The organism is Rubellimicrobium mesophilum DSM 19309 (assembly GCF_000600335.2).
Taxonomy (GTDB): domain Bacteria; phylum Pseudomonadota; class Alphaproteobacteria; order Rhodobacterales; family Rhodobacteraceae; genus Rubellimicrobium; species Rubellimicrobium mesophilum.
On sequence record NZ_KK088577.1, the window covers coordinates 1 to 21,215 of the forward strand.

Annotated in this window: 21 protein-coding genes; 10 read left to right on the forward strand and 11 right to left on the reverse strand. The window is 72.1% G+C overall.

All coding sequences use genetic code 11. From position 1 onward, the window contains the following. Window positions 1–369 precede the first annotated feature (369 nt). Complete coding sequence (locus RUMESO_RS12900; protein ID WP_051521305.1) at window positions 370–1,053, forward strand: methyltransferase family protein; 684 nt, start codon at window positions 370–372, stop codon at window positions 1,051–1,053. An 82-nt stretch (window positions 1,054–1,135) separates the two neighbouring features. On the opposite strand, the gene RUMESO_RS12905 is transcribed toward RUMESO_RS12900, so the two are convergent. Together RUMESO_RS12905 and RUMESO_RS12910 are read right to left on the reverse strand one after the other, a co-directional pair. Beyond that, entirely contained in the window at window positions 1,136–1,867 is a 732-nt protein-coding gene (locus RUMESO_RS12905; RefSeq protein ID WP_037280820.1) for a glycosyltransferase family 2 protein, read from the reverse strand. Next, window positions 1,864–3,438 carry an ArnT family glycosyltransferase gene (locus tag RUMESO_RS12910; protein ID WP_051521306.1) on the reverse strand — a complete coding sequence of 525 codons (1,575 nt, stop codon included), beginning with the start codon at window positions 3,436–3,438 and terminating at the stop codon, window positions 1,864–1,866. Before RUMESO_RS12910 ends, RUMESO_RS12905 begins: the two co-directional genes overlap by 4 nt. Before the next feature lie 211 nt (window positions 3,439–3,649). On the opposite strand from RUMESO_RS12910, the gene RUMESO_RS12915 reads away from it, so the two are divergent. Next, complete coding sequence (locus tag RUMESO_RS12915) at window positions 3,650–4,003, forward strand: hypothetical protein (RefSeq protein WP_037280823.1); 354 nt, start codon at window positions 3,650–3,652, stop codon at window positions 4,001–4,003. Between the two features lie 4 nt (window positions 4,004–4,007). On the opposite strand, the gene RUMESO_RS12920 is transcribed toward RUMESO_RS12915, so the two are convergent. Both RUMESO_RS12920 and RUMESO_RS12925 read right to left on the reverse strand, forming a co-directional pair. Next, a complete protein-coding gene (locus RUMESO_RS12920; protein ID WP_037280824.1) occupies window positions 4,008–4,655 on the reverse strand; it encodes a winged helix-turn-helix domain-containing protein in 648 nt (215 codons plus the stop codon). Window positions 4,656–4,695: 40 nt separating this feature from the next. Beyond that, window positions 4,696–4,977, reverse strand: coding sequence for a hypothetical protein (locus tag RUMESO_RS12925; RefSeq protein ID WP_037280826.1), 282 nt, complete (start codon window positions 4,975–4,977; stop codon window positions 4,696–4,698). Window positions 4,978–5,358: 381 nt separating this feature from the next. Here RUMESO_RS12925 and RUMESO_RS12930 point away from each other — a divergent pair, with 381 nt between their 5' ends. Continuing rightward, window positions 5,359–5,958, forward strand: a complete 600-nt coding sequence (locus RUMESO_RS12930) for a ribonuclease HII (RefSeq protein WP_037280886.1) — start codon at window positions 5,359–5,361, stop codon at window positions 5,956–5,958. Window positions 5,959–6,045: 87 nt separating this feature from the next. After that, window positions 6,046–7,155: a site-specific DNA-methyltransferase gene (locus RUMESO_RS12935; RefSeq protein ID WP_051521307.1), complete on the forward strand. Its 1,110-nt coding sequence runs from the start codon at window positions 6,046–6,048 to the stop codon at window positions 7,153–7,155. 194 nt (window positions 7,156–7,349) lie between these two features. On the opposite strand, the gene RUMESO_RS12940 is transcribed toward RUMESO_RS12935, so the two are convergent. Next, a complete protein-coding gene (locus RUMESO_RS12940) occupies window positions 7,350–8,414 on the reverse strand; it encodes an A/G-specific adenine glycosylase (protein ID WP_037280830.1) in 1,065 nt (354 codons plus the stop codon). Between the two features lie 71 nt (window positions 8,415–8,485). On the opposite strand from RUMESO_RS12940, the gene RUMESO_RS12945 reads away from it, so the two are divergent. Genes RUMESO_RS12945 through RUMESO_RS12955 form a run of 3 tightly spaced genes read left to right on the forward strand, consistent with a single transcriptional unit; the run spans window position 8,486 to window position 10,877 of the window. Beyond that, window positions 8,486–8,971: a DUF721 domain-containing protein gene (locus tag RUMESO_RS12945; protein ID WP_037280832.1), complete on the forward strand. Its 486-nt coding sequence runs from the start codon at window positions 8,486–8,488 to the stop codon at window positions 8,969–8,971. Window positions 8,972–9,000: 29 nt separating this feature from the next. Then, window positions 9,001–9,735 carry a DsbA family protein gene (locus RUMESO_RS12950; protein WP_082484023.1) on the forward strand — a complete coding sequence of 245 codons (735 nt, stop codon included), beginning with the start codon at window positions 9,001–9,003 and terminating at the stop codon, window positions 9,733–9,735. Then, window positions 9,732–10,877, forward strand: a complete 1,146-nt coding sequence (locus RUMESO_RS12955) for a CaiB/BaiF CoA transferase family protein (RefSeq protein ID WP_037280834.1) — start codon at window positions 9,732–9,734, stop codon at window positions 10,875–10,877. The genes RUMESO_RS12950 and RUMESO_RS12955 overlap by 4 nt, the downstream gene beginning before the upstream one ends. Here RUMESO_RS12955 and lpxK read toward each other — a convergent pair. From lpxK to RUMESO_RS12985, 6 genes are all read right to left on the reverse strand, one after another. Further along, a complete protein-coding gene (gene lpxK, locus RUMESO_RS12960; protein WP_037280835.1) occupies window positions 10,847–11,857 on the reverse strand; it encodes a tetraacyldisaccharide 4'-kinase in 1,011 nt (336 codons plus the stop codon). The two genes, RUMESO_RS12955 and lpxK, sit on opposite strands and share 31 nt — an antisense overlap. Beyond that, entirely contained in the window at window positions 11,857–13,095 is a 1,239-nt protein-coding gene (locus RUMESO_RS12965) for a 3-deoxy-D-manno-octulosonic acid transferase (RefSeq protein WP_051521308.1), read from the reverse strand. Before RUMESO_RS12965 ends, lpxK begins: the two co-directional genes overlap by 1 nt. A gap of 10 nt (window positions 13,096–13,105) precedes the next feature. Beyond that, window positions 13,106–13,351, reverse strand: a complete 246-nt coding sequence (locus tag RUMESO_RS12970; RefSeq protein WP_037280837.1) for a DUF4170 domain-containing protein — start codon at window positions 13,349–13,351, stop codon at window positions 13,106–13,108. Window positions 13,352–13,414: 63 nt separating this feature from the next. Then, window positions 13,415–14,758: a TldD/PmbA family protein gene (locus tag RUMESO_RS12975; RefSeq protein ID WP_037280839.1), complete on the reverse strand. Its 1,344-nt coding sequence runs from the start codon at window positions 14,756–14,758 to the stop codon at window positions 13,415–13,417. 127 nt (window positions 14,759–14,885) lie between these two features. Next, window positions 14,886–16,409 (reverse strand): DUF2125 domain-containing protein, encoded by a 1,524-nt coding sequence (locus tag RUMESO_RS12980; RefSeq protein ID WP_051521309.1) that lies wholly within the window; start codon window positions 16,407–16,409, stop codon window positions 14,886–14,888. Between the two features lie 174 nt (window positions 16,410–16,583). Next, on the reverse strand, window positions 16,584–16,922 hold the full coding sequence (locus tag RUMESO_RS12985) for a hypothetical protein (RefSeq protein ID WP_051521310.1): 339 nt from the start codon (window positions 16,920–16,922) through the stop codon (window positions 16,584–16,586). A 132-nt stretch (window positions 16,923–17,054) separates the two neighbouring features. Here RUMESO_RS12985 and RUMESO_RS12990 point away from each other — a divergent pair, with 132 nt between their 5' ends. The 3 genes from RUMESO_RS12990 (at window position 17,055) to RUMESO_RS13000 (ending at window position 21,213) form a co-directional block, all read left to right on the forward strand. Then, window positions 17,055–18,263, forward strand: coding sequence for a TIGR03862 family flavoprotein (locus tag RUMESO_RS12990; RefSeq protein ID WP_037280841.1), 1,209 nt, complete (start codon window positions 17,055–17,057; stop codon window positions 18,261–18,263). Between the two features lie 110 nt (window positions 18,264–18,373). Next, window positions 18,374–20,506, forward strand: coding sequence for a YjbH domain-containing protein (locus RUMESO_RS12995; RefSeq protein ID WP_037280843.1), 2,133 nt, complete (start codon window positions 18,374–18,376; stop codon window positions 20,504–20,506). Beyond that, window positions 20,503–21,213, forward strand: a complete 711-nt coding sequence (locus RUMESO_RS13000) for a YjbF family lipoprotein (RefSeq protein ID WP_037280897.1) — start codon at window positions 20,503–20,505, stop codon at window positions 21,211–21,213. The genes RUMESO_RS12995 and RUMESO_RS13000 overlap by 4 nt, the downstream gene beginning before the upstream one ends. The last annotated feature ends 2 nt before the right edge of the window (window positions 21,214–21,215 follow it).

The following is a 21,215-nucleotide window of genomic DNA, read 5'->3' on the forward strand; positions in this document are numbered from 1 at the left end:
GCGAGCGCCTCGTGGCCTATGTGGAGGCGGGCCACTCCTGCCGAGCGGCGGCGCGGGTGTTCGGGGTGAGTGCGAGCACGGCGGTGCGGCTGGCTGCGGCCCACCGGGAGCGCGGCGATGTCAGCCCCAAGCCGCAGGGCCGCGCTCCGGGAGCCGCAGGGAGTCTCGGCGGGTGGCCGCGCATCTCCGCCTGGGCGTCCCGAGCCGGTCGCGCGCAGGTGCCGATGCTGCCACGCATGCGCCATCCTGCCGCCGTCTTGGTCGCGTCTTGTCGATCCCGAGGCCGCGTCGTCCCCCAAGGGCCGGCAAGTGAAACGCACAGGCAGAGCGCTCGAGAGAATCGCCGTCGCGCGCAGACAGGAGTGGACGATGAACGACGAAGTGGCGGCTGCGAGCGCGGGCTTGATGTCGGCCTGGACCCCCGCGAGGGGCCTCCACTGGTCGAGCGCCCTCAGCGCCCGTCTCATGGACCGACTCGAGCAGGGCATCCTCCTCGTGCTGTTCAGCCTGCTGTGCTGGCGCATGCTGCCGGGCAGCTTGGCAGCGCACCATTGGTACGCCCTGATGATCCTGCTGTCCGAGAGCACGATCCTGTTCTTCGCGCTGATCCGGCGGCCCACCGCCCAGATCACCGCCAGCCCGGCCGAATGGGCCGTGGCCTTCAGCGGATCGATGGTGCCCCTTCTGGTGGCGAACGGCAGCAGCCCCTTCATGCCGAAGGTCGGGCTCGGGCTGCTGGTCATCGGCTGGATGATCCACACCGGCGCGAAGCTGTCCCTCCGCCGCAGCTTCGGCATCGTCCCCGCCGACCGGGGGGTCAAGACCGGCGGGCTCTACGGGCTCGTCCGCCATCCGATGTACCTGGGCTACCTCGTCACGCATGTGGGCTTCTTCCTGTCCGTGCCCTCCATGTGGAACTACTTCGTCTACGCCTTTACCTGGATCTGCTTCGTCATGCGGATCCGGGCCGAGGAGCGGGTGCTGGGCCACAAGGCCGAATACCGCGCCTACCGCGACCGGGTCCGCTACCGCCTGATCCCCGGCCTCTGGTGACGCGCGGCCCGGCGGCGCGGGAAGTCGAGCGGACCCTGCCTCTTCGGGCCGGGTCCGTTCCCGTTCCGACGCCTTGGTCGCGTTATGTGATCTCGTGGGCCCGCGCCAGCTTGCGTCGCCGCAGGAGCCAGGCCACCCCGGCGAGGTCCACGACGCCGACCAGGGCCCGGCCCAGGTTCGAGTATTTCGAGCGGCCCGCCCGCCGGTCGGCATGGTCCACGTCCATGAGCAGGACCGCGTAGCCCTCGCGCCGGATCAGGGCCGGCATGAAGCGGTGGATGTGGTCGAAGAAGGGCAGGGCCAGATAGGCCTCGCGCGGGAAGGCCTTGAGCCCGCAGCCGCTGTCGCGCACCCCGTCGCGCAGCAGCGCCTGCCTCACTGCGTTGGCGAGGCGCGAGGCTGCGCGTCGCGACCAGATGTCCTGCCGCCGCCGCCGCTGCCCCTGCACCAGGCCGAGCCGAGGGTCCGCGTCCGGCCCGAGGAGGGGCGCCGCCAGCCGGGGCAGCTCGGCCGCCGGGTTCTGGCCGTCGGCGTCGAGCGTCACGATGATCCGCCCCCGGGCCGCCAGGATGCCGGTCCGCAGCGCCGCCGATTGCCCGCAGGAGGACTCGTGCCGGATGACGCGGACCTGCGGCAGCTCGGGCCGCAGCGCCAGCGCCGCCTCGCCGGTCCCGTCGCCCGAGCCGTCGTCCACCAGCACGATCTCGTGCGGGATGGACGCCAGGGCCGACGCGATGTCGCGCAGGAGCGGGCCGACATTGGGGGCCTCGTCCTTCGCCGGCAGGACGACGGAGAGGGCGATGGCGTCGGTCATGGGGAGGCCTCCGGCACCCGGTAGAGGACGTAGTCCTTGCTGTTGAACACGCGGCGCAGGACCGGCTCCATCGGCACCCCGGAGACGTCGTAGCGCGTCACCACCATCCCGCCCGGATGCTCCGTCGCCCAGGCCTGGAGCGCGCCGGGCTCGGTCAGGTGCGCGACCGGGCCGTCCAGGCGCCCCGCGAAGTTGAACTGGCCGTGGTAGACGCTGTCCGCGGTGGCGAGGCCCTTCGCCTCGTTCGCGGCCAGGATGCGCCCGATGGGTGCCGGATCGTAGCCCGCGAAGAGGAGTGGCGAGGCCGCGAGGAGGAAGCCGAGCAGGGTCAGCGGCGCCGCGAGCGACAGGGTCGCCCGGGCGTCCCGCCGCCACAGCGCCCCCGCCAGGAGCACCGCGACGAGGATCACGCAGGACACCAGCCCCGCGAGCGTCACCCCGCTGCCGTTGACCGTCACGTCCGGCACCCGACCCGCCGCCGTCGCGAGCACGAGGAGGAGGGCCAGCAGGGACGGCACGAGCGGCAGGAGCCGCGTGGCCCAGCCGCCCTCGTGCGGGAGGCTCATCCCGGAGAGCAGCAGCGCGAGGGCCGGAAGCTCCGGCACGAGATAGTGGGGCTGCTTGCCGCTGATGAGGCTGAAGGCCAGGAAGGCCGTTGCCGCCCAGACCGTCAGGAGGCGGCCGGGCTCGTCGGCCCAGAGGCGGCGAGGGGCCAGCGCGGACAGCCCCGCCGGCGTCCAGCCCCAGGGCCAGGCATAGAGGGGCAGCAGGGCCAGGAAGAACCAGAACGGCCTTTCGTGCGCGAAGGCCGCCACCATGCGCCCGGCGCTCTGGCGCCAGAGGACCTCCTCGCGGTAGTCGGGCCCGCCCAGGACGACGGCCGGCGCGAGCCAGAGCGCGACCAGGGCCAGCGCGAACAGGAGCGCGAGCCCGAGGTCCCTCAGCCAACGCCCGTAGCCCGGCCGCGTGGCCGGCTCGGCCCAGAGCGGCATCAGGAGAGCCGCCGGGGCCAGATGGACGAGGATCACCGGCCCCTTCGCATAGACGCCGAGCGCGATGGCCGCGCCGAGCGAAAGGACCGACCGCCGCCCGCCCCCACGCCGCAGCGTCATCAGCGCGAGAAGGCCCCAGAGCGTGGCCGTCCCCAGCATCGTGTCGAACATCGTCGAGGAGCCGTAGACCAGGAACGCCCCCGTCGTCACCAGGATCATCGCCGCGAGCCCCGCGCGCCTCCGCTGCCCGGGCCAGAGCCGTCGGGCGAGGAGCCAGGTGAGGCCCAGCGAGGCCAGGCCGAAGGCGGGCGCGACCAGCCGCGCGCCGAGCTCGGTGACGCCGGCGAAGGCCCAGACGAGGTCGACCAGCCAGAACAGCAGCGGCGGCTTGTGCCCGTAGAGATCCCCGTTCATGTGCGGGACGAGCCAGCTCCGGTCGCGCCACATCTCCCAGGCGACCGTGAGGTAGCGCGTCTCGTCGATGGGCAGCGGCGGTCTCAGCCGCAGCATGACGATGGTGAAGGCAACGAAGGCCAATGCCGCCGCCAGGATCGCCCAGCGCGAGGAAAGGAAGGTCATGGTCGCATCCGTGCTGGCGCCGGCCTCCCGCTGCGGGGAACCAGGGTCGCGCGGGCCTTACCAGCAAGGGTCCGGCAGCGGAAGGGGCGCCAGCGACGGACCGGGTGCTCGGCGGACGCGAGCTTTTGTTAAGCATTTGTTAACGAAAGTGGCGACAAGTCCGGCCCGCTTCCGTTATCCCTGGCGCAATGACGAGGGATAGGACGTAATCGTGACACCGGCGCGCAACGCGACCCTGGACCAGATGACCGAGTTCGCCATGGAGGAGCTGCTGTCCGGCGATGGAGAGCGCAAGCGCGCCATGGTGCGCCGCATGGCCGAGCGCTGGCCCGCCGAGCCCGCCCTGGCGCTCGTCTATGCCGTGACCTGCGCCACCGAGGCCATCGAGGACGCCTTCGGCGAGGCGGCGGCGCGCGACCCGGTCGTCCCCTTGGGCTACCGGCTCTCGGCGCTGGTGTCGGCCGACGTGCACGCGGTGCAGTCCATGGGCCAGATTCCCTCGGTGGCCGAGGACCTCCTGCACTTCTGGCGTCGGGTCGATCCGCAGTTCCTCCGGATCGTCTGACGCCTCAGACCATCCGGATCGCGCCCTTGTCCACGGCCAGGGTATAGCCCTTGCGCGCGATGTTCTTGACCAGAAGCTCGCTCACCATCTGGTTGCCCAGCGTGTCGCGCAGCCGCTTGATCCGCGTGGCCCCCGCCGCCTCGTCGCATTGGCTCGCGTCGCGGCCCGAGATCACCGCCTCGATCTGCGAGCCCGAGAGCACCTCGTCGTCCATCCGCGCCTCGGCCAGCACGGCCAGCGTCTCGATCGCCGCCTCGGTCAGCTTGAACTCGAAGTTGTTGAGGTAGACCGTGTTCGTCTCGCGCGAGATGAGGAGCGAGTTGACCTCGATCCCCTTCCGCTCGATCTGGCCCATCCGGCGGTTCAGGGCGACCAGCATGACGAGGAAGGCCACCGCCGCGATCATCATCGCGGTCGCGAAGACCAGCAGCACGAAGATGATCGTCCGGTAGGAGGTCAGCACCTCGCCGAAGGCGGTGCCGGACTGGGCCAGCACCTCGAGGAGCCGCAGCTCCCTCTGGGTGGTGAAGTCCTGCTCGACGAAGAGCCGTTCCACCCGGTTGTTGAAGGCGTTGGCGTCTGGGAGGTTCAGGAACAGCAGCACCGCCGCCACGAGCAGGATGGCGACGATGGCCGCGATCCCCCAGAGCACGGCCCGGCTGCCCCAGGCTCGCGCCTCGGCGGAGGTGACATCAGTAGCGGAGGAAATACTGGCCAGCGCTTTCACGTCTTTCCTCCAGTCCCGACTCGTCGAAGGTAGTCAGGACCTCGAGGAGTTGCCAGCCGTCCGCGGCGAGTCGGGGTCGCAGCTCCTCCTCGGCCGAGGGCACGGAGCAGGCGCCGAAGATCTCGGCCACGCCGTACTGGAGCTCCAGCGGGTTCTCCCGCGAGGCCTTGTAGTCGGCATAGCAGGCCGCCTGCGCCTGGGCGCCGAGGGCAAGGGTCACGAGCAGGGAGAGGAGGAGGACGCGCATGGTACTTAGGTGCCCGGACGGTCTCTGCTATTCAATAACTTTCCATCGCACCCGCGACCGATGGTTGCGGACAGGCGATAGCCCGGCCGCCGTCATTGCATGACATCGGCCCCGGCGCGATCTGGGGGCAAGCCGGTCCGAATCCCCTATGCGGGCCTCCGACGCGTCGGAGGGGGCCGAGTGCTTCGGCAGAGGCTCCCGGGCAACGGGGGCTGAAGGTCGAGCAGTGGCGCGGGCCCGTCGCCCCAGTTGGTCCGCGCCGAATCCGGGAGGGGTCCCTCGGGATCCCTCCCGACTTCTTCCCGGCCGCTTGCCGCCCCCTTCGCGGCGCGGCCAGATGGGCGCCATGAGAATCACCCCGACTTCGCCCATGAGGAGTCCCTGGTCGCCCGGGGCGCCCGCAACGTCGCCGGCGTGGACGAGGTCGGCCGGGGACCGCTCGCCGGCCCCGTCGTGGCCGCCGCCGTGATCCTCGACCCCGCCCGAATCCCGCCGGGCCTCCACGACAGCAAGAGCCTGAGCCGCCGCGCCCGCGAGAGGGCGGACCTCCTCATCCGCGAATCGGCGCGGATCGGCCTTGGCGAGGCCTCGGTCGAGGAGATCGAGGAGCTCAACATCTCGCGCGCCACGCATCTTGCCATGGAGCGGGCGGTGGCCGCCCTGGGCGCCGCCCCGGACCACGCCCTGGTCGATGGCCTGCATCTGCCGCCGAATCTGCCCTGCCCGGGCTCTCCCCTGGTGCGCGGCGACTCGCGGAGCCTCTCGATCGCCGCCGCCTCCATCGTGGCCAAGGTGTGGCGCGACGGGATCATGGTCGCGCTGGCGCAACAGCATCCCGGCTACGGCTGGGAGACCAACATGGGCTACGGGTCAAAAAGCCACATGGCGGCGCTACAGGCCAAGGGCCCCACCCCACATCATAGGCGCACCTTCGCCCCGGTCCACAAGCTCTTGTGGCAAGAGGGAACGGCAAGCCGCTGATCACATTTCGTTTTTGACACTCCCCCTCGCTGCCGCCAACTTACCCACAACCAGAGCGGAAAAATCCGCCGGTTCATGAGGCAGTGAATGGCAGAAACGGCAGTGGCGGGGCGCCTCAGTGGCGCCCTGAACCGGATACTTGCGGGCGATTGCATCGAGCAGATGCGTCGCCTGCCGGAGGCGAGCGTGGACCTCGTCTTCGCGGACCCTCCCTACAACCTCCAGCTCAAGGGGGAGCTGCACCGTCCCGACAACAGCCGCGTCGCCGGCGTGGAGGAGGCCTGGGACCGCTTCGGCGGCTTCGGCGACTACGACCGGTTCACGAAGGAATGGCTCAAGGAGGCCCGGCGGGTCCTCAAGCCCCACGGCGCGATCTGGGTGATCGGCTCTTACCACAACATCTTCCGGGTGGGGGCCGAGCTTCAGAACCAGGGCTACTGGATCCTCAACGACGTGGTCTGGCGCAAGTCGAACCCGATGCCCAACTTCCGGGGCAAGCGCCTGACCAACGCCCACGAGACCCTGATCTGGGCCTCCAAGGCCGAGGCGTCGAAGTACACCTTCAACTACGAGGCGCTGAAGGCCCTCAACGAAGGCGTGCAGATGCGGTCGGACTGGATGCTCCCCATCTGCACCGGCCACGAGCGGCTCAAGGGCGAGGATGGGTCCAAGGCGCACCCGACGCAGAAGCCGGAATCGCTCCTGCATCGCATCCTCCTGGCGACGACGAACCCCGGCGACGTGGTGCTCGACCCCTTCTTCGGGACCGGGACGACCGGCGCCGTGGCCAAGCGGCTCGGACGCGACTTCATCGGCATCGAGCGCGAGGCCTCCTACCGCAAGGCCGCCGAGGCGCGCATCGCCCAAGTCCGGCGTCTTGAGAACGCGGCGCTGGAGACGGCATCCTCCAAGAAGGCCGAGCCCCGCGTGGCCTTCGGCGTCCTCGTGGAGCGCGGGATGCTGCGCCCGGGCGAGGAGCTCTGGTCGCTGGGGGGCCGGCACAAGGCCAAGGTCCGCGCCGACGGCACGCTGGTCGGGCAGGACGTGAAGGGCTCGATCCATCAGGTCGGCGCGCATCTGGAGGGGGCGCCTTCCTGCAACGGCTGGACCTACTGGCACTTCCGGCGCGACGGCGGCTACGTCCCCATCGACGTGCTCCGCCAGCAGGTCCGCGCGGAGATGGCGCAGCACCACTAGGCTTTCAAAGAATTGGCCCGTCCTTTCGGACGGGCCTCCAGACCGCCGGAGCCGGCGTGCGCCCTCATGCGCCCGGCTCCCACCTGGGGCCCCGCTGATGGCTCGCTACCCAGCGGGGTCCTTTTTTCTTGTCGTGCCGCCACTCTGCCGAAGGCCGAGTCTCGGATCAACTCGCGACTCGCGGGGCCGGTTGCCTAGGCGCGAACAATTCCCTCGGGATCGCGAATCAATGGCGAGGTCTCGGCGACCTCCAGCACCCGCCGCATCGCGGTGGGCAGCATCCCGGGCCGGAACTCCGAGGCCGCCATGAAGGCCCCGCGCGAGGGCTCCGTCCCCATCGGCAGCCGCGCCACGAGCACCCGCAGCGTCAGCCCGAAGTGCGAGAAGCCGTGCCGCGCCTCGGCGTTGAGCGCGACCCAGTCGCCCGGCGCGGGCGGCTCCGCCTCCTCCTCGCCCCGGTCCCAGGCCGAGCCCGGCCAGCCCAGCATCCCGCCCAGCATCCGGTCCGCGCCCCGCGTCTCCAGCAGCCAGGCCCCGTCCTCGCGCCGCCCGACATAGGCCAACCCGCGCCGCTGCGGCACCGCGCGCTTGGGCAGCTTCACCGGCCGCTCCGCCTGCACGCTCCGCTGGCGCGCGAGGCAGGGCTCCCGCCAGGGGCAGATCGCGCAGGCCGGATTTCGCGGCGTGCAGATCGTGGCGCCGAGGTCCATCACCGCCTGCGCGAAGTCGCCGGGCCGGTCGGCGGGCGTGAGGGAGTCGGCGTGGGAGTAGATCTCCGGCCGGGCGGCGGGCAGGGGTGTCGTCACGTCGAAGACCCGCGCCATCACCCGCTCGACGTTGCCGTCCACCACCACCGCGCGCTCGCCGAAGGCGATGGTCGCGATCGCCGCCGCCGTGTAGGGGCCGATGCCGGGCAACTCCCGCAGCCCCGCCTCGGTCCGGGGGAACCCGCCCCGCTCCGCGACCGCCCGAGCGCAGGCCAGCAGGTTCCGCGCCCGCGCGTAGTAGCCGAGCCCCGCCCATTCCGCCATGACCTCGGCGTCCTCGACCGCCGCCAGCGCCTCGACCGTCGGCCAGCGCGCCGTGAACCGCTCGTAGTAGCCCTTCACCGCCGCCACCGTGGTCTGCTGGAGCATGACCTCGGACAGCCACACCCGGTAGGGCTCCGGCACCTCGCCCGACCCGGGCGGCACGCGCCAGGGCAGCACCCGGGCGTGCCGGTCGTACCAGTCGAGGAGGTCGCGCGCGAGGTCGGTCATCGTGTCCCTTGGCCCTGTCGCCTGACGGCGCCAAGGCCTATCATCCCCTGCGACCCAGGGAAGGGCCAAGCATGGACCGTCACGGACAATTCAAGCCCGCCGCCGACCTCCTGCGCCAGAAGATCCGCGAGATCGGCGAGGCCCGGGGCTTCTCGGCCACCCGGCTCCTGACCCACTGGACCGAGATCGTCGGCGCCTCGGTCGCCGCCATCGCCCGCCCGCTGGAGGTCCGCCACCCCCGCCCCGGCAAGGGCGCGCCCGAGGGGGCCACGCTCACCGTCCTCGCGCTCGGCGCCGCCGCGCTCCGGCTCGAGATGGAGAAGGAGCGCATCCGCGAGCGCGTCAACGCCTGCTACGGCTACAACGCGATCGGCCGCATCAAGATCAAGCAGGCGGGGCCGGAGTCCTTCGCCGAGGAGGCCGCCCCGGCGCCCAAGCCCTCGTCCCCGCAGCCCTTGGACGAGGTCGCCCCGCTCACAGAGGGTGTGAGCAACACGGAATTGAGACTTGCGCTCGCTGCGCTGGCCGCCAATGTCCTCTCCAAGTCCCGGCCCTGACGGGCCACCCCAAGACAAAAGGCCCGCCCATGACCAGACCCGTCCTTCTCGCCGCCCTGACCTCCGCCGTCCTGGGGGTCGCGACGATGCTGCCGCTCGCCGCCTGGGCGCAGGAGGCCACCGACGGGGCCGCGACGCAGGCGCCGGCAGCGACCGAGGGCGCCACGACGGCCGCCCCCGCCGCCGAGGCCACGGGCGATCAGGCCGCCGCGACAGATCCGGCGACCGTCACGATCCCCGACATGGCCGAGGGGGCGGCCGACGCGCCCGTCACCATCATCGAGTACGGCTCCTTCACCTGCCCGCACTGCGCGGCCTGGCACCACGACGTCTATCCGCAGCTCAAGACGGACTACATCGACACCGGCAAGGTGCGCTTCATCTTCCGCGAGGTCTACTTCGACCGCTTCGGCCTCTGGGCCTCGATGATCGCCCGCTGCGGCGGCGAGATGCGCTTCTTCCCCATCGCCGACATGCTCTACGACCAGCAGCGCGACTGGATCGGCGACCAGCAGCCCCAGACCATCGCCGACAACCTGCGCCGCCTCGGCCTCTCCGCCGGCCTCGGCCAGGATCAGCTCGACGCCTGCCTCAAGGACGAGACGCAGGCCCAATCGCTGGTCGCCTGGTATCAGTCGAACGCCGAGACGGACGGGATCGACTCCACGCCGACCTTCCTCATCAACGGCGAGAAGCACTCGGGCGAGATGCCCTACGACGAGTTCAAGGGCTACGTGGACGCCCAGCTCGCCGCCGCGCAGTGACCGCCGGAACGCCCCCGCTCGAGGGCCTGAGGGTCCTCGAGCTCGCCCGCATCCTGGCCGGCCCCTGGGCCGGCCAGTTGCTGTCCGATCTCGGCGCGACAGTCGTGAAGGTGGAAAGCCCGGAGGGCGACGACACCCGCCGCTGGGGCCCGCCCTTCATCGAGCGGGACGGCGAGAGCGCCGCCGCCTACTTCCACGCCTGCAACCGAGGCAAGCGATCCATCGTCGCCGACTTCACGACCGAGGAGGGGCGCGAGACCGTCCGCCGCCTCGCCTCGGAGGCCGACGTGGTCATCGAGAACTTCAAGCTCGGCGGCCTCGACCGCTACGGCCTGGGCTACGAGGCCCTCTCCGCCCTGAACCCCCGCCTCGTCTGGTGCTCGATCACCGGCTTCGGGCAGGACGGGCCCTACGCGCACCGCGCGGGCTACGACTACATCGTGCAGGGCATGTCCGGCCTCATGTCCATCACCGGCGAACCCGACCGCGAGCCCCAGAAGGTCGGCGTCGCCGTCACGGACCTCTTCACCGGCATCTACGCCGCGACCGCCATCCTCGCCGCGATCCACCAGCGCGACCGGACGGGCAAGGGCCAGCGGATCGACATGGCGCTCCTCGACGTGGCGACCGCCGTGACCGCGAACCAGGCCATGAACTACCTGGCGAGCGGGGTCGCCCCCCGGCGCATGGGCAACGCCCATCCCAACATCGTGCCCTATCAGGTCTTCGCCTGCGCCGACGGCCACGCCATCGTCGCGGTCGGCAACGATGGCCAGTTCCGCCGCTTCTGCGCGCTGCTGGGCCTTGAGGCGCTCGGCACCGACCCCCGCTTCGCCACCAACCCCGCCCGCCTCGCGCATCGCGAGACCCTCGTCCCGCTCCTGCAGGAGGCTGTCCTCCGCCTTACCCGGGCCGAGCTCCTGGCCGCCTGCGAGGGGCAGGGCGTCCCCGCCGGACCGATCAACGACATGGCCGACGTCTTCGCGGACCCGCAGGTCGTGGCGCGGCGGCTGCGGATCGACCCGGGCGGCGTACCGGGCGTCCGGACGCCGATCCTGTTCTCCGATGCGCTCCTGTCGCTCGACGCGCCCTCGCCGCGGCTGGGCGAGCATCAGGGTTGCCTCGACTCCCCCTGGGACTGACCCAAGACCCGGTCCAGCGCGGCGTCGACCGGCCCCCAGTCGTCTAGATGCAGCCGGACCGGCAGGGTCAGCACCCGGGTCCGCATCTCGGGCGGGAGGCGCACCGCGTCCTTCTCGGTCGTCACGAGTTGCGCCACGAGGCGCTTCCCGTCCGCCTCGAGACGTTGAAGAAGCGGCCTCGTGAACGGCTGGTGATCGTCCAGCGCCTGCGTCGCCACGACGTCGGTCCCGAGGGACCTCAGCGTCGCGAAGAACTTCTCGGGCTGCCCGATCCCAGCGAAGGCCAAGGCGCGGATGCCCTGCCACGGCATCCCCGTGGGCAGCGGCCGCAACTCGCCCCGGAGATGCGGAGCGCCTCGCAGCGCCGCCCCCCATCGCGCGGTGAACGCCTCCTGCGCGGCCGAATCCCCGACCGAGACCACGAGGTCGGCGCGCGCCAGCCCCGCCTGGACCGTCTCGCGCAGCGGCCCCGCCGGGATCGCCCGCCCGTTGCCCCAGCCCCGCGCGGCATCGACCACCACAAGGGACAGGTCCTTGGCGACCGAAGGATTCTGGAACCCGTCGTCGAGCAGGATCGCCCCCGCCCCCGCCGCCTCGGCGGCCTGGACGCCCGCCGCCCGGTCCTTCGCCACCCAGGCTGGGGCGAAGGCCGAAAGCAGCAGCGGCTCGTCCCCGACCTCCTCGGCCCTATGCGATGGGGTCACGCGCACCGGTCCGGCCAGCCGCCCGCCATGCCCGCGCGAGACGACATGGACCTCGACCCCCCTTGCACCCAGCCGTTGCGCCAGCGCGATCACAACCGGCGTCTTGCCCGAGCCGCCGGCATCGAGGTTGCCCACGCAGATCACCGGCACGCCCGCCCGGTAGGGCGCCCCCCGCGCGAGCCGCCCTGCCGTCACCTGCCCATAGACGAGCCCCAGGGGCGCGAGGAGCCGGGCGCGCAGACCGCCGTTTCCGTACCACCACGCGGGCGTGCGCATCAGGCCTCCACCGGGGTGCCGAAGGCCGCCCCGCCCGCGTCCCGCATCGGATCGGCCGGGTGGATCCGCTCCAGGACCAGATCCATCACCCGGTTCATCACTTCCGCCCCCTGCGTGGCCACGTCCCAGCCCGCCTGCGCCATGACCGCCGCGCGATCGGGGGCGAGCAGCGCCTCGACCCCGCGGCCCAGCTCGGCCGCGTCCACGACGACGCGCGCCGCGCCGGCGGTGTCGAGCCGGGCCCAGGCGTCGCCATGCGGCGCGGTGACGGGTCCGTGGAGCAGCGCAAGTCCCAGGGCCGCCGCCTCGAACGGATGGCGCCCGCCGGGACCGCCGGGCAGGGTGCCCCCGAGATAGGCCACGGGGGCCAGCCGCAGCCAGAGCCCCATCTCCGACGTGCCGTCGGCGAGGTAGACCTGCGTGCTCTCCGTCGGCTCGTCGCCCTCCGCGCGCAGGGCCACCCGCAGGCCGGCCTCGCCCAGGGCCCGGGCCATGGGCGGCGCCTCTTCGGGGATGCGGGGCGCGAGGATCAGGAGCAGGCGATGGGTGCTTCGGGTCGCGACGCGATGCGCGGCCAGGATGGCGGGCAGCTCGGCCATCGGCAGGTCCGCCGCCAGCCAGACGGGCCGCGACCCGATGGTCTGCGACAGGTCGCGCCGCTCGCGCTCGTTGCAGGGAAGGACCGGCGCGGGCGGATCGAGGGGTCCCGCGATCTCCAGCCGATCCTCGGGCAGCCCCGCGCGGCTCAACCGCTCGGCCCCCGCGTCGCCTCGCACCAGTGCCCGGTCGAAGAGAGGCACCACCGCGCGCGCGAGCCCCGGCCAGCCCGCTCCGCGCGCCAGGAGCCCCGGCTCGGGCGCCCCCTCGACCAGGAACTTCGGCGCCTGCGTGCGGGCCAGAAGCGCCGGGCGCAGCCCGCCGCCGACCCAGAGCAGGACGTCGGGCGCCCAGTGCTCCAGGAAGGCGCGCACCGCGACGCCCGATTCGAAGGGGGCGGGCCGCAGGACCAGGCGCCCGGGTGCCGGAGGAAGCTCGAAGCGCCGGGGCAGGGTGAGCAGTGTCGACACGCCTTCCGGCAGCAGCCGGTCGGCGAGCGTCGCGACGGCGGTCAGGTGCTGCGGCCCGCCGCCATGGACCCAGAGGAGCGGCCCCTCCGGCCGTGGCGGCTCGGCCTCGCCACGCCGCCCCGAGAGGCCGGCCAGCGCCAGGTAGGCGCCGAGCGCCAGCGACCGCGTCATGGCCAGGGGCTCAGGTCCCCAGCTCCTCGGTGGCGGAGGCGGCGGCCTCCTCGTCGCGCAGGCGGTGGATATGGGCGATGAAGTAGCGCATGTGGGCGTTGTCCACCGTGCGCTGGGCCTCGGCCTTCCAAGCGGCGTAGGCCGAGGCATAGTCGGGGAACATGCCGACCATGTGGATCTTCGACACGTCCCGGAACACGTTCTTGCCGGGGTCCACGAGCTCGCCGCCGAAGACGAGGTGCAGGCGCTGGGTCATGGGTCCTTCCTTTGCGAGGCGCGCGGCACCCTAAGCCCAAGGCCCGGCGAAGCCAAGCGAGGGTCAGTCCCCCGCGAGCGTCATCCCCTCGACCAGCAGCGACGGCACCACGCGCGTCAGCCAGGGCCGCGCGTCGTTGGCCGGGACGATGCGCTTCAGCATGTCCCGCAGGTTCCCGGCGATGGTGCATTCGTTCACCGGATGGGCGACCTGCCCCCCCTCGACCCAGAAGCCCGAGGCCCCGCGCGAGTAGTCCCCGGTGTTCGGGTTGATTGTGGAGCCGATGAGCCCCGTCACGAGGAGCCCCGTGCCCATCCCCGCCAGCAGGTCCTCCCGCGAGGCCGTCCCCTGCGTCAGCTCCACGTTGGTGACGGAGGGCGAGGGCGTCCCCCCCGGCCCCCGGGCCGCGTTCCCCGTGCTCTCGAGCCCCAGCTTCCGCGCCGAGGCGAGGTCCAGCGTCCAGGTCGTCAGCCGCCCATCCTCCACGATGGCGCGCCGATGCGTCGGCAGCCCCTCGCCGTCCCAGAGCCGCGAGGCGGGCGAGCGCGGGCGATGCGGGTCCTCGGCGAGGCTCAGGCCCTCGGGCAGCACCATCTGCCCCATGGCGTCCCGCAGGAAGGACGAGCCCCGCGCGATGGCGGCACCGTTGATCGCCGACAGCAGGTGCCCGATCAGCGAGGAGGCCACGCGCTCGTCGAAGAGGATGGGAAAGGTGCCGGTGCGGGGCTTCCTCGACCCCTCGCGCGCGGCGGCCCGCTCTCCCGCCGTCCGGCCGATCTCCTCGGGCGAGCGGAGGTCGGAGGCGAAGACCCGGTGGTCCCAGTCCCATTCCCGCTCCATCCTCGTGCCAGTCCCGCTGATCGCCCCGCAGGAGATCGAGCGGTCCGACCGCATGTAGCCCCCCGAGAATCCGTTGCTGGCGGCCAGCGCCACCTCGCGCCGCGACCAGGAGGCGCCGGCCGACTCGGTCTGCGTCACGCCGGGAACCGCCAGTGCCGCCGCCTCGGCCTCGCGCGCCTGGGCCTCCAGCGCGGCGGGCTCCGGCTCGGCCGCCGGGTCGCAAAGCTCGAGCCGCCCCGCATCGCGGTCCTGCGCGAGCTGCGACGGATCGGCGAGCCCCGTCGTCGGGTCCTCGGGCGCCTCGCGTGCCATGGCCACCGCGCGCTCGGCCATGGCGGAGAGCGTCGCGTCCCGCGTGTCCGAGGAGGAGACGACCGCCTGCCGCCGGCCGAGCATCACCCGCAGCCCGACCTCCACCCCCTCGGCCCGCTGCGCCTCCTCGAGCTGGCCCTGACGCACCTCGACGGAGGCCTGCATCCCCATCACGGCCATGGCGTCGGCCGCCTCGGCCCCTGCCGCCTTGGCTGCGTCGAGAAGGCGGGCGGTGAGGTCCGTGAGCGAGGCCATGATGCATCCTTTCCTGTTCCCGCCCGAGGTAGAGGCCCGCGCGCGCCCGGGCAAGCGCCCCCTCGGGGGAACGAAAAAGGGGGAAGGTTGCCCTTCCCCCTGTCCCCGTCTCCGGCTCAGGCCCGGATCACTGCATCGGCATCGGGTTGCCGTTGACCAGGAGCTGCCCATCCTGGGTCGCCTCGATGTGCGAGGTGAGCTGGTCCGGCCCCACTTCCGTGGCGAAGGCCCCCAGCATCCCGAGCCCGATCATCACCTGGTCCTGCGGCAGCAGGCCCATGGTCGCCAGGTTGCTGATGAGCGCCTTCACGCCGTTGAGCTGCAGGTCCACCGACCCCGTGGGCTTCGGCATCCCCGGGAAGGTGGTCAGGTCGTTGTTGTCGAGCGTGAAGGAGCCGGTCCCGGTGACGCTCGCGCCGCCGAAGGTCACGTTGAACTCGTTGATGTCCACGGAGTTGAGCTGGGCCGGCATCGGCGCGGAGGCCATCGCCTCGGCCTGCGCGGGATCCATCGCGTCGAAGAGCATCGTCGCCGTGCCCGACAGGTCCACCGCCACCGTGGCCGGGTCATGCGGCAGCACGCCCTGCGGGTCGAACATCTGCCAGACCTCGTCGTTGAGCGCGAGGTCGCGCAGGGTCAGGCCGGCCGCCCAGGGGGCGGGGGCGCCGGTCTTGGAGAGCGGCATCTGGAACTTCACCCCGTACTCGCCGATCGTGGCGTCGAGCGGGATCGGCATCGCCGCGCTGGTGGCCTGCAGGGCCACGCCCGTGGCGCTCGAGTCGTAGGCGAGCGAGTCCTTGCTGAACTGGAAGTTCAGCGCGCTGCCAGCGGTCGAGAAGGTGCCGTTGGTCGGGCCCGAGGCATCGGTGAACTCGAAGATGTACTGGCCGCCCGCGGTCGTGTAGCCGCCCTGCATGGCGAGCCCGTTCATCACCATCATCTCGGGATCGGCCGCCGGGTCGAGCGGCATGGTCACCGTCGCCTGGGTCGCCACCTGGTTGACCTTGCCCGACAGCATGACGTGCGAGCCGTCCTCGGGGTTGGTCGCGTCCAGCAGGAGGTCCATCGAGGCGGCCGCGAGGTCATAGGTCACGTCGCGCATGGCGCCGGTCGTGGAGGTGTAGGTCCCCGAAAGGTCGTTGAAGGCCAGGAGCGCCTCGGCGGGCACCTCGGTGCCGGCCTCCTTCACGCTGTCGAGCTCGATGGCGTAGCGCGCCGCCGAAACGTCGTAGGTCAGCGCGCCCGGATTGCCCGAGACCTTCATCTGGAGGCCGTTCTGGCGCAGCGCCAGGGCCACGTCGGACGCCTCCGACCCCGTCGAGGCATCGGCAGGGGTCGAGATGGTGATCGGGTATTCCTCGGACATCGTCACGCCGACGGTGCCGTCGCCGTTCTCGGTGAACACGAGTTGCGGGAGGTTGCCGGTGGCGGTCGAGCCGTCCTCGCCGGTGACGTCGAAGCCGAGGTCGGTGACCGTCAGCACGCCGTTCTCATAGGTCTCGGAGCCGATGGTGACGGCGGATTCGCCGTAGACGCCCATCTGCGCCTTCCAGTCGTCCCAGACCTGCTGCGCGGTGACGTCCGCCAGGGCCGGGGCGGCCGCGAGGAGGGCCATGGCCGAAACGGCCGCCTTGAGCTTGAATGCGTGCATCGAAGAACTCCCTGTTGAATTGATGCCCCTTCCCTGACGGTCCCCTGCATAGCGGTCAAGGTGGGGTTTTCGGCACTCGCGCAGGACCCTAAGGCGCGCCGCGCCTTGGGGAAAGCGGAAAGCGGGCCGGATTGTCGCGCCCTCGGGAAAACTCCGCGCGGATTCCGTGCGGGGTCAGCGTCGCGCCCGCCCCTTGGGCACGCGCGACAGGAAATGGGGCGGGCGCTTCCTGACCCAGTCCACGAACCGCATCAGCCGGGGATGCCCCTTCAGCGCCTCGGGCGTCGCGTAGTCGCGCGCGAGCTCGGCTTCCGACAGCGTCGCGTGGATCTCCTTGTGGCAGAGATGGTGCAGCAGCACCGTCGGACCGCCCTTGCCGCCCTTCAGCTTGGGCACGAGGTGGTGGAGGCTCTTGGGCGCGTCCGCCGGGATCGGCCGGTCGCAGAGCGCGCAAAGCGGCTCGGTCTCAAGGGCGTCCGGGATCTCGGGACGAAGTCGGTGGGAGCGGGGCATGAGGAGAAGATGGGGAGCTGCCGCCCCGGGGCAAGCCGTGGACGCGGCATTCCCGCCGCCGTTCCGGGGTTGCGAAGCCGCCTCCCGCCTGCCACCGCTCGGGACAGCGAAACCCTTCCGCGACCCGAGACCGTGCCGCAGCCCGACCTCCCCGGCCCTCCGCTTCCGGAGCCCTTCGACCTCCCCGGCGCCCTCGTCGTCGGCGCGGGCCCCGCCGGGCTCGCCGCCGCCGAGGTCCTGTCCGGCGCCGGGCGTCCGGTGCTGGTCGCCGACGCCATGCCCTCGCCCGCCCGCAAGTTCCTGATGGCCGGCAAGTCCGGCCTGAACCTGACCAAGGACGAGGCGCGCGGCGCCTTCCACGCGGCCTACGGCCCGGACCTCCCGCCCGCCCTGCGCGCTGCCCTGGACGCCTTCGGTCCCGAGGAGGTCATGGGCTGGGCGCGGGGCCTGGGGCAGGAGGTCTTCGCCGGCTCGACCGGCCGCGTCTTTCCCGTTGCATGGAAGGCCTCGCCGCTCCTGCGTGCCTGGCTCGCGCGCCTCGAGGCGCAGGGCGCCACCCTCCGGACCCGCTGGCGCTGGACCGGGTGGGAGGACGACGCCCTGCGCTTCGCCACTCCCGAGGGGCCGCGCCTCCTGCGCGCCCGCGCCACCGTCCTCGCCCTGGGTGGCGCGAGCTGGCGACGGCTGGGCTCGGACGGTGCCTGGGCCGCGCTCTTCCCCGGCCAGGTCGCCCCCTTCGCGCCCTCGAACATGGGCCTCCTCGTCCGCTGGTCCCCCCACATGGCCCGCCACTTCGGCGAGCCCGTGAAGGGCGCGGCCTGGTCCGCCGGTCCCCTCGCCTCGCGCGGGGAGGTGGTCGTCTCCGGCCGCGGCCTCGAGGGCGGCGGCCTCTACCCCCTCTCGCGCCCGCTGCGCGAGGGCGCGCCGCTCACGCTCGACCTCTTCCCCGATCTCGCCGAGGAGACCCTGCGCGGCAGGCTCGGCCAGCGCGGCCGCGAGAGCCTCGCGAACCACCTCCGCAAGCGTCTCGGCCTCGACGGCGCCCGCGCCGCCCTCCTCCAGGAATGGGGCCGGCCGCTTCCCCCGGACCTCGCGCCGCTCCTCAAGCGCCTGCCCGTCCGCCACGACGGCCCCCGCCCGCTCGACGAGGCGATCTCCACCGCCGGCGGCCTCCGCTTCGGGGCGCTCACCGACGGCCTCATGCTCCACGACCGTCCCGGCACCTTCGCCGCGGGCGAGATGCTGGACTGGGAGGCGCCCACCGGCGGCTACCTGCTCACCGCCTGCATGGCCCTGGGGCGGAGGGCGGGGCAGGGGGCCTCCGCCTGGCTCGCCCGCTGATGCGCCCGCGAATCGGTCCGGCGGAAAACCCACGGCCCTTCGTCCCGATCGGCTTTCCATCCCCCCGGGCTTCGGATTAGGTGGGCGCGACCAGGACGAGGAGACCCGCCATGGCCCATGCCCTCCGCCTCGGCACCGCGAGCGCGCTCGCGCTGCTGCTCGCGGCGCCCGTCGCCGCGCAGGACCGCGCGGTGACCTACACGCTCTACGGCACGCCGGGCCTCCTCGAGATGCCCACGGCGCTGAGCGCCGACGACGGCGAGATCGCGGGCACCCTCGGCTACTTCGGCGGCCAGCTCCGCAACTCCTTCACCTTCCAGGTCACGCCGCGCCTGTCGGGCACCTTCCGCTACTCCGGCATCCAGGAGTTCCTCAGCGGGGGCGACGATCTCTGGGACCGCAGCTTCGACCTGCGCTTCCGCTTCAACGACGAGGGGATATACACCCCCATGGTCGCGGTGGGCCTCCAGGACTTCCTGGGCACCGGCATCTACTCCGGCGAATACGTGGTGGCGACCAAGACCATCGGGGATGCCGTCCGCGTGACGGCGGGCCTGGGCTGGGGGCGGCTGGGGACCCACAACGGCTTCACCAATCCCCTCGGCATCCTCGGCGACCGCTTCGAGACGCGCCCCACCACCTTCGACCCCCGCGAGGACGAGGGCGGGACCCCGGGCGTGGACGCCTTCTTCCGGGGCGACGCGGCCGTCTTCGGCGGGGTCGAATGGGCCCCGAACGAACGCTGGATCCTCAAGGCCGAATACTCCTCCGACGACGCCTACGTGGATGCCAGGGACCAGCCGCTCTTCGACTACAACTCGCCCCTGAACTTCGGGGTGACCTGGCGGCCGATGCCGGGCGTGCAGCTCGGCCTGGGCTACCTCTACGGCTCGCAGCTCTCCTTCACCGGCACCGTCACGGTGAACCCCAACGAGCCGATCTTCTGGTCCGGCCTCGACCCCGCGCCCCAGCCCGTCGCCGTGCGCGCCGACGCCGTCCACGCCGCCCAGAGCTGGGACCGCGCCGCGCTTCCCGAGGCCACGGTCCGCGATCGCCTGGCCCTGGCGCTCCGCACCGAGGGCGTGGAGCTCAACGCCCTGGAGCTCACCGACCGCACCGCGCGGCTGCGCTACACCAACACCCGCTACCGGACCGAGGCGCAGGCCATGGGCCGCGTCGCCCGCATCCTCACGCAGGAGCTGCCCCCCTCCATCGAGCAACTGACGCTCGAGCCTCAGCAGGCCGGCATCCCGCTCTCCTCCGTGACCTTCGCGCGCACCGACATCGAGGCCTTCGAGAACGAGGTGGGCGGCAGCGCCGCGACGCTGGCCCAGGCCCGATTCGACGACGCGGCGGGCCGGGGGGGCCTCGTGGACGTGCCGCCGGCGCGCGACCGCTTCTCGTGGGGGATCCGGCCCTATCTCGCCCTCCAGGTGTTCGACCCCGAGAACCCCCTCGAGATATCCCTGGGGGCCGAGGTCTCGGCCGCCTACCGCATCCAGCCCAACCTGATCTTCTCGGGCAGCATCCGGCAGCGGTTCGTGCGGACGGGGGACTCCGAGGATGACCAGTTCAACCCCGGCACCGACGACCTGCCGGCGGTGCGGACCAACGCCGGGCTCTACGCGCAGAACGACCATCCCGTGCTCCAGGACCTGACGCTGGCCTATTACGGCCGTCCGGGCCGGAACCTCTACAGCCGCGTCACCGTCGGCTACCTGGAAACCATGTACGGCGGGCTCTCGACCGAGGTGCTCTGGGCCCCCGTCGCATCCCGCCTGGCCGTGGGCGCCGAGGTCAACTACGCCAAGCAGCGCGACTTCGACCAGCTCCTGGAATTCCGCGACTACGACGTCGTGACGGGGCACCTGTCCGCCTACTACGACTTCGGCAACGGCTTCCACGGCGAGATCGACGCCGGCCGCTACCTCGCCGGGGACTGGGGCGCGACCTTCGCCCTCGACCGCGAGTTCGAGAACGGCTGGCGCGTGGGCGGCTACTTCACGCTGACCGACGTGCCCTTCGACGACTTCGGGGAGGGATCCTTCGACAAGGGCATCCGGGTGGCGATCCCCGTGGACTTCATCTTCGGCCAGCCCACCCGTCGCGAGATCACCTCGACGCTCCGTTCGCTCAACCGCGACGGTGGCGCCCGCCTCGACGTCGAGGGGCGGCTCTACGACATCGTGCGCGAAGGTCACTACGCGGACCTCGAGGATTCATGGGGGCGGTTCTGGAGATGAGGCGGACATTCCTGGGGGCGGCGGCCCTCCTCGCGCTGGCGGCCTGCGGCCAGGAGACCGGACCCGGCAATGCCGGGACGGACGGCGTCAACGTGCCCGCGGCCGAATCGCGGGCGCTCGGCATCGTCGGCCAGGCCCGCTCGATCTTCGGCGGCGTCGGCTCCGACGATTCGGTGCACGCCTCGCGCAGCATCCCCGGCGGATTCACGCCCGAGGCTATCGCGGCCGAGCCCGGGACCTACCGCCTCGTGCAGATCAACGCCCTGGGCCTCCAGGAGCCCGCGCGCGTGATCCAGGAGAACGGCCCCGAGATCACGCTCGCCCTCCAGTCCGGCCCCACGGCGGCCTTCGACGGCGGCGTCCTCGTGGCGACGCGGGGCTTCGGCGACGACCTCATCACCATGGAATCGGCCGGCGTCCTCCAGGCGCTCCGCTCGGGCGGCGGCACCGTGACCCGGCGCATGGAGACCCTGGACGCGCAGAACCAGATCCTGACCGACAGCTTCGCCTGCACCATCGCCCCGGCGGGGGCGGAGGCGGTCAACCTCGGCATCCGCGAGGCGACTCTCCGCCGCTTCAACGAGAACTGCCGCGGCACGGCGCTCATCTTCGACAACATCTACTGGCTCGACGACTCCGGCAGCATCGTCTCGTCCCGCCAATATGTGTCGCCGACTGTTGCATATTTGCGCAGCAACCGACTTTGATT